The sequence below is a fragment of the Pseudonocardia sp. NPDC049635 genome (assembly GCF_040659795.1).
GTDB lineage: Bacteria > Actinomycetota > Actinomycetes > Mycobacteriales > Pseudonocardiaceae > Pseudonocardia.
In genome coordinates this window covers 59668-74694 of the sequence record NZ_JBFAON010000015.1, presented here as the reverse complement: position 1 = coordinate 74694, position 15027 = coordinate 59668, and the positions used below count along the sequence as shown (strand labels likewise).

Genomic DNA, 15027 nt, shown 5'->3' with positions numbered 1-15027 from the left:
GCGCCGCTCCGGACGCGGCACGACCCCGGGTCCGCGCACTATGGTCCACGTCATACTTGACGACGTCGGAGGGCTGAATCAATCTTGGACGACCGACTCCGACGACGCCATCGGTGCTCCTCGGCGGAATTTCCGCGGGCCACCCAGGAAGAGGTCGCATGATGTCGCCCCGCAGGCTCACACTGGAGGACCGAAAGCGCGCCGAATTCCGCCGCAACCGGGCGCTCGAACACCCCGAACCGGTGCAGACCTCGCCGCGGCGCGCACACGATCTCATCCGGGCTGCCATCCGGCTGGGCCTGACCGGCGGGCGGCCCTTCCAGACCGAGCACGAACTGGTGCGGAGCATGGCGATCAGCCGCAACGCCCTGCGCGGGGCGATGAAGCTGCTCGCGGAGGAAGGGCTCATCACCCGCCGGGCCGGCCAGGGCACCCGGGCCGCGGCCTCGATCGTGCCCATCCCGCTCGACGAGTCCGTGCCCGCCGGTGACGTCGAGGTCCACCAGCTGGAGACCCGCTCCGTCCCCGCCACCCCGGTGATGCGCCACCGGTTGGCCATCGAGGACGAGTGGGTCCTGATGAACGAGCAGCTGGTCACCTCCGGCGGGGAACCGCTGATGCTGCGGGTCGCCTACAGCCCGCTGAGCCGCAGCACCGACGACCTCGTGAACCACATCGAGACCCACCCGACCTACTCCGGCGCCCGGCTGGCCGAGATCTTCCCCCGGCTGTTCGGGGTACAGCTCGGACGGGTGGAGAACACCATCGAGGCGGTGCCGTGCGAGGAGCGCTCGGCGGCCGTCCTCGGCGTCCCGGTCGGGTCCCCGATCCTGCTGCGTGAGCTGCTGCTGCGCGGGGCGGACGGGATCGCCTACAGCCTGACCTACTGTCACCACCGGGGCGACCGCATCGCGCTGAGCGACGCGGTCGGCCCCGGTCACGCCGGTCGCGGCGACAGTGCCGCGCCCAGCAGCTCCTTGCTGTAGGGGTGGGACGCCCCGGTGAGCAGCTGTTCGGTCGGGGCGCACTCGACGATCCGGCCGTGCAGCATCACCGCGACCCGGTCGCACACGTAGCCGACGGCGTCGATGTCGTGGCTGACGAACACGTAGGTCAAGCCGAGCTCGGCGTGCAGCCGCCGGAGCAGGGTGAGCACCTGTGCCTGGATCGACAGGTCCAGCGCGGAGGTCGGTTCGTCGAGCACCAGCAACGTCGGCTGGGTGACCAGCGCCCGTGCGATGCTCACCCGCTGCTGCTGGCCACCGGACAGCGCGCCGGGATGGCGCTCGGCGAGCGCCGCCGGCAGCGAGACCAGATCGAGTGCCTCCAGGACCCGCCGCCGCCGGTCGGCGGGCCCCAGACCGGGCTCGTGGACCCGTAGCGGCTCGGACACCGCCGCGGCGATCGTCATCCGCGGGTTGAGCGACTCCCGCGGCTCCTGGAAGACCATCGACACGCGTCGGCGCAACTCGCGGACGACCGCCCGGTCACCGGTGCGCACGTCCAGCCCACCGACCCGGATCCGGCCGGAGTCCAGCGGATGCAGTCCGAGCACCGCTCTGGCCAGGGTGGACTTGCCAGAACCCGACTCGCCGATCACACCCAGCGCCTCACCCGGGGGGAGGACGAGATCGACACCGTCGAGCGCGCGGTGCCCGCCGAACGTCTTGACGGCATCCTCGATCGCCAGTGCCGCGGTCACGACGCCTCCCTCTCCAGGGCGTCCCCGTGGGCGCAGAGCCCGGCCACCGCGTGGTCGTCCGCAACCATCCGCAACGTGGTGGGTTCGTTCGCGCAACCCTCGCCGAGTCCGGGATCGGCCGCCCCGACCGGGCAGCGGTGCCGGAAGGGGCATCCCGGCGCCCCGTCCCGGGAGACCCGTGCCACTCCCGGCAGCAGCGCCAGCGGCTCCCCGCGACGCGGCAGCGCTCCGAGCAGCGCCCGGGTGTACGGGTGGCGCGGGTCCCCGAGCACCGAGCTCACCGGCCCGCTCTCCACGACCGCCCCGCCGTACATCACCGCCACCCGGTTGCAGTACTGCGCCACCGCGCCGATGTTGTGGGTGACCATCACCACGGCCATGCCCTCGCTGCGGCAACGCTGCCGGAGCATCTCCATCACCTTGCGCAGCACCGTCAGGTCCAGCCCCGAGGTCGGTTCGTCGGCCACCAGCACCGACGGCCGCCGCGCGAGTGCGACGCACAGTGCGATCCGCTGCGCCATCCCGCCGCTGAGCTCGTGCGGGTAGGCCCGCAGAACCCGGGGCACGTCCCGCAGGCCCGCGGCCTCCAGCAGCTCCGACGACACCCGGTGCACCTCGTCGGCCGACACCCGACCGTTCGCCGCCCGCAGCACGTCGGCGAACTGGCGGCCGACCCGGCGCAGCGGGTCCAGCGCCGCGGCGCTGTGCTGGGGCATGTAGGCCAGCTCGGTGCGCCGCAGCTCGCGCCACCGGGCCGGGCTCGCCGCACTCAGGTCGTGCGCCCCGACCCGCACCCTGCCCCCGGTGACGGCGGCGTTGCCGGGCAGGAGCCCGACCACCGCCCTGGCCAGCGAGGACTTCCCGCATCCGCTCTCACCCACCACACCGAGCACCTCGCCGCGCGCGACGGTGAGGTCCACGCCGACGACGGCGTGCACCGGACCGTCGGCCGCGTCGTAGCGCACTCTCAGGTCGCGGATCTCCAGCCAGGGCGACCCGATCTCCGCCGTACTCATCGCTGCCTCCCCAGGGATCGCTGCACACCGTCGGCCGCCAGGTTCACGCAGAACATCACCAGCACCACCGCGAGTCCCGGGAACACCGCGACCCACCACACCCCGTTCCCGATCACGTTCGCCCCTGCCCGCACCATCGCCCCCCAGCTCGGCGTCGGTGCGGTTACCCCGACCCCGATGAAGGCGAGCGTCGCGATGATCATCAGGGACCGGCCGAGCATGATCCCGAACTGGGCCGTGATCACTCCGGCCACGTTCGGCAGCACGTGCCGGAACGTCGTCCGGGCGGAGGAGACGCCGATCGACTCGGCCACCTCGACGTAGCGCAGCTCGCGTACCACCAGCGCCTCGCTGCGCACCAGCCTGGTGATGCTGGGGAACCCGATCACCACGATCGCGGCGACCACGGCGCCGAGGTTGTTGCCCGCGAGGGACACCAGGATCACGCTGAACAGCAGCAACGGAAAGCTCTGCACCAGGTCGAGCACGTTCATCACCGCTCCCGCGACCCGGTTCCGTTTGCTGGCCAGCAGTCCCGCGACCACGCCCGCCGTCGTCGCGACGAGGGTCGCGACGATCGCCAGGGTGAGGTCGGTACGTCCGGCCGCCACCACTCGGCTGAACACGTCCGACCCGTTCTGGTCGGTGCCCATCAGATGCGTCGCGGACGGCGGTTGCAGCACCGCCGTGGCGTCCACCCCCTCCGGGTCGTAGGGCAGCGGCAGCGCGAAGGAGCCGACCAGTACCAGTAGCACGACGGCGGTGCAGACCGTGACCAGCGGGTTCTCGGCGAACCACCGGAGCCGGTTCCGGGCGGCCGCCGGCGGCGGGGCCACCGGGGGATCGAGCGTCGGGGCGCTCATACCGTTGGTCCCTTCGCCACGGCACGGGCCCGGCGCAACCGGGGGCCCGCCCCGAACGACAACCGGGGATCGAGTGTGGTCACCAGAACCTCCAACGACAGGTAGACCAGCAGGGACAGGCCGCCGTAGACGAGGACGACGGCCTGGATCGCCGGGATGTCGAGCTGGGTGGTCGCCCCCAGGGCCCAGCTGCCCACGCCGTTCCAGTTGAAGAGCAGCTCGACGACCGCGGACCCGCCCGCCAGCACCGCGACGATGATCCCGATGTAGGTGATCACCGGGGTCCTGGCCTGGGCCACCACCGAGCGCACGATGCTGGCCGTGGGCATCCCGTTGGCCCGGTGGAACTCCACGCTCGGGTGCTGCAGTGCCTCGGTGACACTCGCCCGGGTCGTCTTCGCCAGCTCCGGTGCCAGCGCGACGACCAGGGTCGCCACCGGCAGGACGAGATGCGACAGCGCCACCCCGACGGTCGACCACTGCCCGGCCAGCAGGCCGTCGATCAACGCCGAACCGGTCACCACCGGCGGCGGGACGCTGGTGAAGTCCAGCTGACCGGTCGCCGGGGGCGCCCAGCCCAGCAGCGCGAAGAACACGTAGATCAGCAGGACACCGATCAGGAACTCCGGCACCGACTGTCCGAGCGAGATCGCCCCGTTGACGATCCGGTCGGTGCGCCCGCCGCTGTGGAAGGCGGCGAGGGTGCCCGCACCCACACCGACCAGCACACCCAGCACGATCGCCGGGACCACCAGCGTGAGCGAGCTGGCGGCCCGGGACATCAGCTCTTCGGCGACCGGCACGTCGGTGAAGTAGGAGTCCCCGAGGTCACGGGTCACCTCGCAGCAACCCGGCCAGGTAGTCCCCGTAGCGCTCGTGCAGCGGCTTGTCGAGCCCGAGCTCGGCCCGGACGGAGGCGACCACCGACGGATCGGCCTGCTCACCCGCGATGGCCACGGCCGGGTCGCCCGGGACCAGTGTGACCAGCAGGAAGGTCAGGGTGACCAGCAGGAACAGGGCGAGCGGGAAGACCAGGAGCCGGGACAGGACGTACCGCAGGACGGGCGGCACCGCTCAGCTCCCCAGCAGGGGGGCCAGCGCCCCGACCACCGCGTCGGGATCGTCGGTGAGGATGCGCGCACCACCGGCCATCGGAACCAACCGGGCACCGAGGAGTTCGGCGACCCGCGGAGCGAACCGGGACAACCCGTCGCCCTCGGGCGCCAGCACCACGGCCGGCCGCCCCGCCGCCCGGCGGGCCACCTCGACCAGGTCGGAGGTCCACAGCGCCACGTACGTGCCGTACCAGACCACGCCGGCCAGCAGCTTGTCCGAGACGGCCTCCAGCACCACGTCCTCGGCGACACCGTCGGCGTAGGACGACGCGGTCCTCCGCCAGAGATCGGCGACGGCGTCCTCGTCGTAGTGGGCGGCGGTGCAGTTGGAGAGCCGCTCGTAGCGGACCCGCCAACCGTCGTAGAGCGGGTAACCGATGATCCCGAGCCCGGTGGTGGCCGCCGGTTGGGCGCCCGCGACGGCGGTGGCGACGACCGCTCCGGTGTGGTGGCCGATCGCCACCCACTCCCCGGTGAGCTCCGACACCGCCTGCAGCACGGCCGTGGCATGGTCGGACAGCGACATCGCGTGCGGGGCGGGATCGGAGAACCCGAGCCCCATCAGGTCCGGCACGATGCAGCGGCGCGGCCCCAGCCGGACCGCTGCACGCATCCACTCCCGGCTCGACGACGGCGTCTGGTGCACCAGCAGCAGCGGCGGCGCGGGATGGTCGGGGTCGCCGGTCATCCGGACGTGCATCTGCCCGAAGTCGGTGTCGAGCAGCGCACGACGGGACGTGATCGGGGTGGCCCAGCCCGGGGTGGGCTCGAGGACGGGGAGGTCGGGGTGCTGGGTGGCGGTCACGGGGTGGTCGCTCCGATCTCGTGGTACTGGATGGCGCCGTAGCGGAAGGTGAGCCGGCCCAGGTCCTCGCCGGCCACCACGAGGGAGGCGACGTCCGCGAGCGGGATGATGGGCATCGCCGGCGCGATCGCCGAGGCCGCCTCGGCCTCCAGTGCGAACCGCTCGTCACCGGCCGGGGCCGCGAGCGCCCGGCCGATGAGGTCGTCGACGGCCGGGTCGCTGAAACCGCCGTAGTTGCCGATCGAGTCGGTCGTGTAGTTGAGGTTCAGCCAGTAGGCACCGTCCGGCGCGATGGCCATCTGGGTGAAGAGCCACGACTCGAACTCGACGACGTCACCGGACCGGAAGCCACCGTCGAACTGGCTGCTGGTGGCCACGCTGTTGATCGTCACGTCCACCCCGACCGCGCTGAGCTGGTCGCGGAGGAACACGGCGGTCGACTGGGCGTCCGCCGAGATCGACGATGCCGTGGGCGACAGGTACATCGGCAGGGTCAGGGAGGTGACCCCGGCCTCTGCGAACAGCTCCCGCGCCCGGTCCGGTTGGTAGCTCAGTGCCTCCACCGGACTCTGCTCGGCGACCGGGTAGACCTGGGGGAACAGTGATGTCGGCACGCTGCCCGCGACCCCGCCGTAGGCACCGGCGATCAGCGCCTCCCGGTCGATGGCCATGCTCAGTGCGGTCCGGACCCGTGGGTCCTGCAACGCGGGATCGCTCAGATCGAGGTAGAGCGCGTCCTGGCGGAAGGTCCGCACCTGCGCGCCGGGCAGGCCTGCCTCGGTCGCGGTCGTGTAGTCGGTGTAGGTCATGTTCATGGCGAGCTGCACCTGTCCGGAACGGACGAGCTGCAGCCGCTGCCCGGAGTCGGTGATGCCGCGGACGACCACCGCGGAGTACGGCGGAGCTTCCGCCCAGTTCGGGTTCGCGGCGAGGGTGACCGACTCACCCGGCTGGAACGCCTGCACCGAGTAGGGGCCGAACGGGGCGCCGTTGGTGGCCAGCCAGGTGGCTCCCCAGGGGTCGTCCGGGCCGACGTTCTCCTTCACCAGGGTCGAGTCGAAGATCGCCATCGCGGTGTTCTGGAAGATCGCCGCCGCGTACTGCGGGTTGCCGGTCCCGGTCAGCCGCACCAGCACGTTCGTGGCGTCGATCGCCTCGGCGGGGTTCTCCAGGTCGATACCGGCGAACCGCATCAGGAACGTCGCGACCGGGGCCTCGGTGGCGACAGCACGCTGCAGGGTCCACACCACGTCCTCGGCGGACAGCGTGTTCCCGGCGGCGCTGCGGACCGGGTCCAGGGTGAAGATCACCCCGTCCTCGACCTGCTCCCAGGACGTGGCCAGCGCCGGTTCGAGGTCCGCGGTGGTCGGGATGATGCGGGGATCGGCCTCGGTCGCCGGGTAGCGGGTCAGCGTCTGGTACAGCACCGGGTGCACGTTCGCCCAGGTCCCGGCCCGGGTCGAGGGGTCTATCGACTCCGGCGCCAGGCTGTCCGCGATCGCCAGGGTGCGACCGCCGTCCGATCCGCCTCCCCCACCGCAGCCGGCGAGGACGAGCACCGTGACGACCACGGCGGCGAGCACCGCCGTGATCCGATTGCGTGGCATCGAGTTACTCCCGTGTCCTCAGAAGGCGAGCAGGTTGTCGCGGAACGTGGCGCCCTCGTACGCGGTGCGCACGAGCCCCCGTTTCCGCAGTGCGGGGACGAGTCCGTCGCAGATCTCGCTGACCGAGCGACGGTCGATCGGGTTGGCGATCAGGTAACCGTCGGCCCCGGTCTCGGTGATGACCTCGCCCATCGCGGACGCCACCGCGTCCGGCGTCCCGACGAACGGGGAGGACTCGGCGTCGCGACCGCCGAGGGCGATCTCGCGCAGCGTCTTGCCCTGTCCGAGGCGCAGGTAGTCGGCCAGCACGCTCTGCGCGGCGTCGGTGGTCAGTCCCTGGTCGAGCGGGGCGTCCAGGTCGAACGTCGCCATGTCCAGACCCGTGGTGTACGACATCGCGGCCAGGAACTGGTCCAGTCGCTCACCGGCGGCCGCCTGCTGGCGACGTTTGCGTTCCTGGGCCTCCTCCACGGTCTCGCCCAGCGTCGGGACCACGGTCATCAGGACCTTGCAGTCGTCGGGTTTCCGGCCGTGGGCGGTCATCCGTTCGCTCATGTCGGCCCGGTAGGACCGCATCGCGTCGACGCTCTTGTGCCCGCCGATCACGGTGTCCGCGACCTGTGCGGCGAACTCCCGGCCCGCCGGTGACCCACCGGCCTGGCAGAACACCGGCCTGCCCTGCGGACCCGGGACGGTGTTGAGCGGACCGCGGCAGGAGAAGTAGCTGCCCTCGAAGTCGATCGGGTGGACCTTCGTGTGGTCCACCAGCATCGGTTCCTGCGGGTCGACGACCATCGCGTCCGGTTCCCAGGAGGCGAAGAGCCGGGTGACGACCTCGACCCATTCCCGGGCCATCGCGTAGCGCTCGTCGTGAGCGAGCAGTGCCGGACGGCCGTAGTTCTGCGCCGCACGGGCGTTGTGCGCGGTGACCAGGTTCGCGCCCACCCGGCCCTCGGTGAGGTGGTCGAGCGAGGCCAGCATGCGGGCGGCCAGGAACGGCGGGTACAGCGATGTGGTGACGGTGGCGACGATCCCGAGGTGCCGGGTGGCCGAACCCAGCAGCGGCACCAGCGTGACCGGGTCGTTCTTCGGCGCACTCATCCCGTACTGCAGATAGGTGCGCGTCGATCCCTGGTAGACGTCCGGGATCAGCGACGAGTCCTCCAGCATGACGTAGTCGAAACCCGCCCGCTCCATCGAGCGGACGAGATCGAGGTAGACGTCGGAACGCATCCAGGTGTGCCCGTGGTCGCCCGCCCAGAAATCGCGCCAGCCGCTGGCGCTGATCCCGTGTCCGACGAACCAGCCGAGGTGGAACACCGACCCTCCTTCACGACGACGCATGCCCGGCCCGGCCGGGATCGCCAGGAAGCGTCGGGCAGCCGGGTTTCGACGACGGGACACTCCGGTTCCCGGGTGTTTGCGCCGCGCCGCCACCGGGACCGGCCGTCCGTGATCAGTGCTTTCCCGTCACCACCGGGCAGGTTGCGCAGGGAGCGCTCCGAACGGGCCGCCGGCCCGGCAACACGCGCGTCACGCCGGACTCACCCGCGCAACGCGGAGGCAAACCTCCGGTAGCGGAGGGCGCGCTCCGGCGGCGTGGACTGGCTCCCCGGGCCACGGGGCCCGGAGAGCGAGGACGTGTGATGACGCAGGGGACGAGACGACCGGAGGTCCCGGCGACCGGGCGGGCGGACCGGGCGGCACTGGTGGGCCTGCTGCTCGCCACCGCCACGGTCGGGATCTCCAGCACCAGTGTCGTCGCGGCGCTGCCGGTCGTGCTGGCCGATCTGCACGGGACGCAGGCCCAGTACGGCTGGATGATCGGGGTGACACTGCTCGCGGCCGCGGCGAGCGGCCCGGTCTGGGGCAAGATCGCCGAGTTCTGGCCGTTGCGGCGGTTGATCCTCGTCGCACTCGGCATCTTCGTGCTGGGTTCGGCGCTCGCCGGGACCGCACCGACCCCCGAGGCGCTGATCGGGCTCCGGGTAATCCAGGGGGTCGGGGTCGGCGGGGTGTTCGGGCTCGGCCCGGTCGTGCTCGGCCTGGCCCTGCCCGGGGAGCAACGCAGCCGGTGGCTGAACTACTTCACCGGTGCCCAGACCTCGGCCACCCTGGCCGGACCGATCATCGGCGGCGGCGTGCTGGCCGTGGGGTTGAGCTGGCGCTGGACCTTCTACGTGGGCGTGCCGGTGGCGCTGCTGGCCACCGTGTTGTTGCGCAGCCTCGACGTACGGGCCCGGCCACGGGCCCACCGCCGCACCGACATCGCGGGTTTCCTGCTCGTCCCGGCCACGCTCGCGGTGTTGCTGGTGGCGGTGACGCTGCTGGCCGGCGACGCGCACCGGGGGCTCGGTCTGGCTCTGGGCGGGACGGCTCTCGTGCTGGCCGCCGTCACCGTCGTCGTCGAGGTACGCGCACCGGACCCGGTGCTCGCGGGCCGGTTGTTCCGGCGGCTGGAGACGGCCGCGGCGCTGCTCGCGAGCGCGGTGGTGGGCCTGGTCATGGGCGTCGGCTTCTATCTGACCCAGTACCTGCAGGTGGCCAGGGGGCTGTCCGCTCTGGAGTCCAGCCTGTGGTCGCTCCCGCTGGTCGGTGCCACCCTGTTGACCGGATTGCTGGCGGGTCGGCGGATCAGCGTCACCCGTCGCTACCGGGGCTGGCTGATCGCCGGTGCGGCCGCGATCGCCCTCGGCACGACGGTGCTCTCCCAGACGGTGGGCCACGGCACGCTGCCGGCGGTGGCCGTGCTCATCGGAGTGATCGGTTTCGGCTTCGGCTGCCTGCAGCAGAACCTGGTCGTCGCCGCCCAGAACAGCGCACCCACCGACGATCTGGTGGCCGCCACGTCGACCGCGACGTTCCTGCGGACCACCGGTGGCGCGGTCGCGAGCCCGCTGATGGCGATCGTGATGGCGGCCGCGCTCGAACCGCGGCTGGCCGCCGCCACCTCCTTGCCAGGTGGCACCGACCTCGACACCGGGCATCTCCCCGACCTGGCGGCCCTGGTGCCGGCCGTGGCCACCGCGGTCCAGGAGGCCTACGCCGAGTCGTTCGGAGTGCTCCTGGTGGCCCACATCCCGATGGCCGTCCTGCTGGTGGTGTGCGTCCTGTTGACCCGCAACCGGCCCTTCGTCACCGCCCCGGGGGGTCCGGTGGCCGGTGCCCCCACGGATCGGACACCCCGCGGCGGCCACCCGCCTGCGCAACAGGCCCGCCACACGGCCGCCGATCCGGGGTAACGAGACGGTGATGATCTGTGCTCGCCCAGTCACCCCGCTCGGTGGGGTCGTCACCCACCGCAGCAGCCGCCAGCACCGCACCGCGGGAGGTTTCTTGACCACGTCACTCACCCTGACCGCTCCGGCACGGGTCACGTCGCTGCGTTCGGTGATCGGGTCGATCACCAGGTACGGGGCGGTCGCCACGGTGTCGTGGGGTGTCCTCGCGCTGATCGTGCTGGCCGCGCTCGTCGCCCCGCTGCTGCCCTTCTACGACCCGTACACCCAGAACCTGGGTGGTGCCTACCTGCCGATGTTCGCCCGGGCCGACGACGGCACCCTGCACCTGCTCGGCACCGACAGCCTCGGTGTCGACACACTGAGCCAGCTGCTGCTGGGAGCCCGGCTCTCGCTGGTCATCGCCGTCGGTTCGGTGCTGGTCAGCGCGGTCATCGGGGTCACCCTCGGCGTCGCGGCCGGGTACCTGGGCGGGCTGATCGACCGGTTCGTCGTCGTGATGATCGACGTGTCGCTCGCGGTGCCGCGGGTGTTGTTCATGATCCCGGTGGTCGCGGTGCTCGGGTCGAGCCTGTGGCTGCTGATCCTGCTCATCGGCGTCACCGGGTGGGTGGTCTTCGCCCGGGTCGTGCGGACGCAGGTGCTGTCGCTGCGGCGCCGGGACTACGTCGACGCCGCGATCATGATGGGCTCCGGCCACCTGGCCGTGGTCCGACGGCACATCCTGCCGAACCTGCGGAGCTCGGTCGTCGTGCTCGCCAGCCTGGACCTCGGCTCGGTGGTGGTGATGGAGGCCGGGCTGAGCTACCTCGGGCTCGGCGTCCAGCCGCCGCAGACGAGCTGGGGCCTGATGATCGAGCAGGCCCAGGACTACATCGTCACCGATCCCCGGCTGCTGATCGTGCCCAGCATCGCCCTGGTGGTGCTGGTCCTCGCGATCAACCTCGGTACCCGTCCCTTCACCGCCGAGTTCCGCCCCGGCCGTCGCCGCGGAGCGGAGTCCACCGTCCTGCCAGGAGCCTGAGATGACCGCTGCGCCCCCTGCCACCACCACCGAGCCCGGGACCGGGATCTCGTCGTCCTCGTCGGCGTCCAAGAACCTGCTGTCGGTCTCCGATCTCACCGTGCTCTTCGACACCCCGGTCGGTCCGCGCGCCGCCGTCGACGGGGTGTCCTTCGACGTCCGGGACCGGGAGATCCTCGGTCTGGTCGGCGAGTCCGGCTCGGGCAAGAGCGTCACCCTCTCCAGCATCATGGGCCTGACCCGATCCGACAGCGCCCGGATCGAGGGCAGCGCCCGGCTCGGCGACACCGAACTGATCTCCGCCGACGAGTCCACCCTGCGCCGGATCCGGGGCAAGGACGTCGGAATGGTGTTCCAGAACCCGATGACCGCGCTGAACCCGGTCCGCACGGTCGGTGCCCAGCTCGCCGACGCCATCCGGCTGCACGACCGGACGGTGTCGCGGGCCGAGATCCGCGAACGCTCCCGTGACGCGCTCGCCGACGTCGGTGTACCGGCCCCGCAGATGCGGCTGGGCCAGTACGCGCACGAGCTCTCCGGCGGGTTGCAGCAACGGGTCGCGATCGCGATGGCGCTCATCAACGCCCCCGGCCTGGTCATCGCCGACGAACCCACGACCGCACTGGACGTGACCGTGCAGGCCCAGGTACTGGACCTGCTGCTCGCGGCCCGCGAACGCGGCGCGAGCGTGGTGGTCGTGACCCACGATCTCGGGGTCCTCGCCGAGGTCGCCGACCGGGTGGCGGTCATGTACGCCGGGCGGATCGTCGAGATCGGGCCGGTCGCCGACGTCATCGACCACGTCGCGCACCCGTACACGGCGGGACTGCGCGCCTCGCTCCCCCGGCTGGGCACCCGGATGGAACGGCTGACCGGGATCGGCGGCGCGCCACCGCTGCTCGTCGACCGGCCCACCGGATGTGCCTTCCACCCCCGCTGCGCGCACACCGAGACCGTCTGCACCACCGATCGGCCCGAGCTGCGACCGGTCGGCGACGCGCACGCCTCGGCCTGCCACCGGTGGGAGGTGCTGCATGGCTGAGTCGGAGATCCTCGAGGTGCAGGACCTCACCAAGGACTTCCGGCGCGGCCGCGGGCCGGTGACCCGGGCCGTGCGCGGGGTGTCGTTCACGGTCCGCCAGGGTGAGACCCTCGCCGTCGTCGGCGAGTCCGGTTGCGGCAAGTCGACCACGGCCCGGCTGGTCGCCCGGCTCATGCAGCCGACCTCCGGCCGGGTGATCTACGACGGCGTGGACGTGACGCGGTACTCGACCCGGCGGATGCGACCGCTGCGCCCCCTGGTCCAGATGGTCTTCCAGGACAGCTGGAGCGCGCTCGACCCGCGGATGACCTGCCGGGACATCGTCGCCGAGCCGCTGCGGGTGCAGGGCAGGTACGGGCGTGCCGAACGCGGCCGGGTCGACGAGCTGCTCGCCCGGGTCGGCCTGGACGGTCGCTACGGCGACCGGACCCCGGCCACCCTGTCGGGCGGGCAGCGCCAACGGCTCAGCATCGCCCGCGCGCTGGCGCTGGAACCCCGGTTGCTGGTGCTGGACGAACCGGTGTCGGCCCTGGACGCCTCCATCCAGGCACAGATCCTCACCCTGTTCCAGGACCTGCAGCGCGATCTCGGGATCGCCTATCTGTTCATCTCGCACGACCTCGCGGTGGTCCGCCACCTCGCCGACCGGTTGCTGGTGATGTACCTCGGCCAGGTCGTCGAGGAGGGCACCGGGGACGCCGTGTTCGGTGCGCCCCGCCATCCCTACACCCACGGCCTGCTCTCGGCCGTGCCGGTGGACCATCCGTCCGCCCGCGGTCAGGGCCCGGGCCGGTTGGCGATCGGTGAACCCGCGGACCCGACGAACCCGCCGTCCGGCTGCGTCTACCGCACCCGTTGTTACCGGGCCGCCGACAGCTGCGCGGAGACCGCGCCGGTGCTGCTCGGGCCGGCCGAGCACCGGGAGGCCTGCGCGTTCCCACAGGCCCGCTCGCTGGTCGAGCTCCGCGGCCCGGCCGGCTGAGGTGCGCAACCTCCGCGTCATCGACCGAACGTCCCCCCGTCACACCACGCTCGTTCGCTTCCCTCCCCTCCCCCACACCACAGAGGACACCCGATGACAGTTCCGACCTCTCGACACCGGCGGCGACGGCTCCGCTGGGCCGCGGTGCTCACCGCGGCCGGCATCGCCCTGGCGGGTTGCGGCTCCGGTGCTGCCGACACCGCCGCAGCCGACGGCCCCCCGACGGCGACGGTGCCGCTCTCGGCGCCACTGGCCGTCATCAACCCGATCCTGGACACGGCGGCGGGCGGCCCCGTCTACTCGTCGATGTTCCAGTCGCTGGTGTTCAACCAGGACCCCGAGGGCCCGGTGCCGGCGCTCGCGGAGTCCTGGGAGACCTCCGAGGACGGGCTCACCTGGACGTTCCACCTCGACCCCGACGCGAAGTGGCACGACGGCACCCAGGTCACCGCCGAGGACGTCGTGTTCACCCTGACCCAGGAGCAGCAACCGTCCAACCCGCACGCCGGCACCCTGGGCATCCTGGACCGGGCCGAGGCCGCCGACCCGGCGACCGTGCTGCTGCACCTCAACCGGCCCAACTCGGCGCTGGTCGCCATCATCGGTGCGAAGTACATCCTGCCCAAGGCCTACTACGAGCAGGTCGGCCCGTCCGGCTTCTCGGCGGCCCCGATCGGTTCGGGCCCGTTCAAGTTCGTCGAGGCGGTCGCCGGTGGCGGGGTCGAGCTGACCCGGGTCGAGAACTGGCACGGCCCGGAGCAGCCGCTGGCCGGGATCACCTTCACCCCGGTCCCGTCGGCCCAGGCCCAGGTGGCCGGGCTGCAGTCCGGTGACCTGAACGTCGTCCCCGAACTGCCCACCTCCCAGGCGGAGCGGGTCGCCGGGCTGCCCGGTGTGCGGGTCGAGGAGATCGGCGGGGCGCCGGTCAGCTTCATCGCCTTCGACCTGCGATCGGGACCGGGAACCGATCAGAACTTCCGGGAGGCCGTCAATTTGGCCGTCGACAAGGAGGCTCTGGCCGCGACCGTCATGCAGGGCCACGCCGTCCCCGCCGCCGGGCTGATCACCCCGCCGGTGGTGGGCTACGACAGCACCCGCACCCCCACCGGTTACGACCCCGAGCGGGCCAGGGCCCTGCTCGCCGAGTCCGGCTACGACGGATCCCCGATCCCGTTCACCTACCCGACCTCGGTGCTGGTCAACGCCGACGAGATGGCCAACGCGGTGGCGAGCTACCTGTCCGAGATCGGGATCACCGTGCAGCCCACCCCGATCGACTACTCGACCTTCCTGCAGCAGTGGGCGGGTCAGCAGCTGACCGGGATGTACATGATGCAGTACAAGAACGGCACCGACGCCGACACGATCGTCTCCAGCCTCTACGCCCGCGGCACCCGCGCCCTGTTCGACGACCCGCAGGTCTTCGACACCGTCGACCGGTCCCGCGAGACCACCGGCGACGAGCGCCTCGCGGTGCTCGCCGAGCTGGAGCGGCAGGTCATCGACGAGAACCGGTACTACGCGCCGCTGCTGGTGCCGAACGCGATGTACGGCGTCGCCGAAGGCATCCCGCTGGTGCCCAACCCGTTCAACCCCATCTTCGTGACCTGGAAGTAGTAGTCCGCAGCCGGG

At 71.8% G+C, this 15027-nt stretch carries 14 protein-coding genes; 6 read left to right on the top strand and 8 right to left on the bottom strand.

What is annotated here, in order from left to right; all coding sequences use genetic code 11:
• The first annotated feature begins 158 nt into the window (after positions 1 to 158).
• Positions 159 to 986: a GntR family transcriptional regulator gene (locus AB0J24_RS18555; protein WP_358682871.1), complete on the top strand. Its 828-nt coding sequence runs from the start codon at positions 159 to 161 to the stop codon at positions 984 to 986.
• Here AB0J24_RS18555 and AB0J24_RS18550 read toward each other — a convergent pair.
• From AB0J24_RS18550 to AB0J24_RS18515, 8 genes are read right to left on the bottom strand one after another with little or no spacing between them, the layout of a single operon-like run.
• On the bottom strand, positions 938 to 1702 hold the full coding sequence (locus AB0J24_RS18550; protein WP_358682869.1) for an ABC transporter ATP-binding protein: 765 nt from the start codon (positions 1700 to 1702) through the stop codon (positions 938 to 940). The genes AB0J24_RS18555 and AB0J24_RS18550 overlap by 49 nt on opposite strands.
• Positions 1699 to 2718 (bottom strand): ABC transporter ATP-binding protein, encoded by a 1020-nt coding sequence (locus AB0J24_RS18545; RefSeq protein WP_358682867.1) that lies wholly within the window; start codon positions 2716 to 2718, stop codon positions 1699 to 1701. The genes AB0J24_RS18550 and AB0J24_RS18545 overlap by 4 nt, the downstream gene beginning before the upstream one ends.
• On the bottom strand, positions 2715 to 3581 hold the full coding sequence (locus AB0J24_RS18540) for an ABC transporter permease (RefSeq protein ID WP_358682865.1): 867 nt from the start codon (positions 3579 to 3581) through the stop codon (positions 2715 to 2717). Before AB0J24_RS18540 ends, AB0J24_RS18545 begins: the two co-directional genes overlap by 4 nt.
• Positions 3578 to 4420 (bottom strand): ABC transporter permease, encoded by an 843-nt coding sequence (locus AB0J24_RS18535; protein ID WP_358682863.1) that lies wholly within the window; start codon positions 4418 to 4420, stop codon positions 3578 to 3580. The genes AB0J24_RS18540 and AB0J24_RS18535 overlap by 4 nt, the downstream gene beginning before the upstream one ends.
• Positions 4410 to 4652 carry a hypothetical protein gene (locus tag AB0J24_RS18530; protein WP_358682861.1) on the bottom strand — a complete coding sequence of 81 codons (243 nt, stop codon included), beginning with the start codon at positions 4650 to 4652 and terminating at the stop codon, positions 4410 to 4412. Before AB0J24_RS18530 ends, AB0J24_RS18535 begins: the two co-directional genes overlap by 11 nt.
• Before the next feature lie 3 nt (positions 4653 to 4655).
• A complete protein-coding gene (locus AB0J24_RS18525) occupies positions 4656 to 5501 on the bottom strand; it encodes an alpha/beta fold hydrolase (RefSeq protein ID WP_358682859.1) in 846 nt (281 codons plus the stop codon).
• Complete coding sequence (locus AB0J24_RS18520) at positions 5498 to 7108, bottom strand: ABC transporter substrate-binding protein (protein WP_358682857.1); 1611 nt, start codon at positions 7106 to 7108, stop codon at positions 5498 to 5500. Before AB0J24_RS18520 ends, AB0J24_RS18525 begins: the two co-directional genes overlap by 4 nt.
• Positions 7109 to 7126: 18 nt before the next feature.
• The gene (locus AB0J24_RS18515; RefSeq protein WP_358682855.1) at positions 7127 to 8428 is read right to left on the bottom strand and encodes an NtaA/DmoA family FMN-dependent monooxygenase; all 1302 of its coding nucleotides are present in this window, start codon (positions 8426 to 8428) and stop codon (positions 7127 to 7129) included.
• Between the two features lie 326 nt (positions 8429 to 8754).
• Between AB0J24_RS18515 and AB0J24_RS18510 the strand changes: the two genes are divergently transcribed.
• The 5 genes from AB0J24_RS18510 (at position 8755) to AB0J24_RS18490 (ending at position 15012) form a co-directional block, all read left to right on the top strand.
• Complete coding sequence (locus AB0J24_RS18510) at positions 8755 to 10350, top strand: MFS transporter (RefSeq protein WP_358682853.1); 1596 nt, start codon at positions 8755 to 8757, stop codon at positions 10348 to 10350.
• 94 nt (positions 10351 to 10444) lie between these two features.
• A complete protein-coding gene (locus AB0J24_RS18505) occupies positions 10445 to 11371 on the top strand; it encodes an ABC transporter permease (protein ID WP_358682851.1) in 927 nt (308 codons plus the stop codon).
• Position 11372: 1 nt separating this feature from the next.
• Positions 11373 to 12413, top strand: a complete 1041-nt coding sequence (locus AB0J24_RS18500; protein ID WP_358682849.1) for an ABC transporter ATP-binding protein — start codon at positions 11373 to 11375, stop codon at positions 12411 to 12413.
• Entirely contained in the window at positions 12406 to 13395 is a 990-nt protein-coding gene (locus AB0J24_RS18495) for an oligopeptide/dipeptide ABC transporter ATP-binding protein (protein WP_358682847.1), read from the top strand. The genes AB0J24_RS18500 and AB0J24_RS18495 overlap by 8 nt, the downstream gene beginning before the upstream one ends.
• Before the next feature lie 93 nt (positions 13396 to 13488).
• Positions 13489 to 15012 (top strand): ABC transporter substrate-binding protein, encoded by a 1524-nt coding sequence (locus tag AB0J24_RS18490; RefSeq protein WP_358682845.1) that lies wholly within the window; start codon positions 13489 to 13491, stop codon positions 15010 to 15012.
• Positions 15013 to 15027: the final 15 nt, after the last annotated feature.

What these genes read in the sequence shown, in the direction of transcription:
- AB0J24_RS18555 (WP_358682871.1), top strand. Translation starts at nt 159, where the DNA reads ATGATGTCGCCCCGCAGGCTCACACTGGAGGACCGAAAGCGCGCCGAA.
- AB0J24_RS18545 (WP_358682867.1), bottom strand. Translation starts at nt 2,718, where the DNA reads ATGAGTACGGCGGAGATCGGGTCGCCCTGGCTGGAGATCCGCGACCTG.
- AB0J24_RS18540 (WP_358682865.1), bottom strand. Translation starts at nt 3,581, where the DNA reads ATGAGCGCCCCGACGCTCGATCCCCCGGTGGCCCCGCCGCCGGCGGCC.
- AB0J24_RS18520 (WP_358682857.1), bottom strand. Translation starts at nt 7,108, where the DNA reads ATGCCACGCAATCGGATCACGGCGGTGCTCGCCGCCGTGGTCGTCACG.
- AB0J24_RS18510 (WP_358682853.1), top strand. Translation starts at nt 8,755, where the DNA reads ATGACGCAGGGGACGAGACGACCGGAGGTCCCGGCGACCGGGCGGGCG.
- AB0J24_RS18500 (WP_358682849.1), top strand. Translation starts at nt 11,373, where the DNA reads ATGACCGCTGCGCCCCCTGCCACCACCACCGAGCCCGGGACCGGGATC.
- AB0J24_RS18495 (WP_358682847.1), top strand. Translation starts at nt 12,406, where the DNA reads ATGGCTGAGTCGGAGATCCTCGAGGTGCAGGACCTCACCAAGGACTTC.
- AB0J24_RS18490 (WP_358682845.1), top strand. Translation starts at nt 13,489, where the DNA reads ATGACAGTTCCGACCTCTCGACACCGGCGGCGACGGCTCCGCTGGGCC.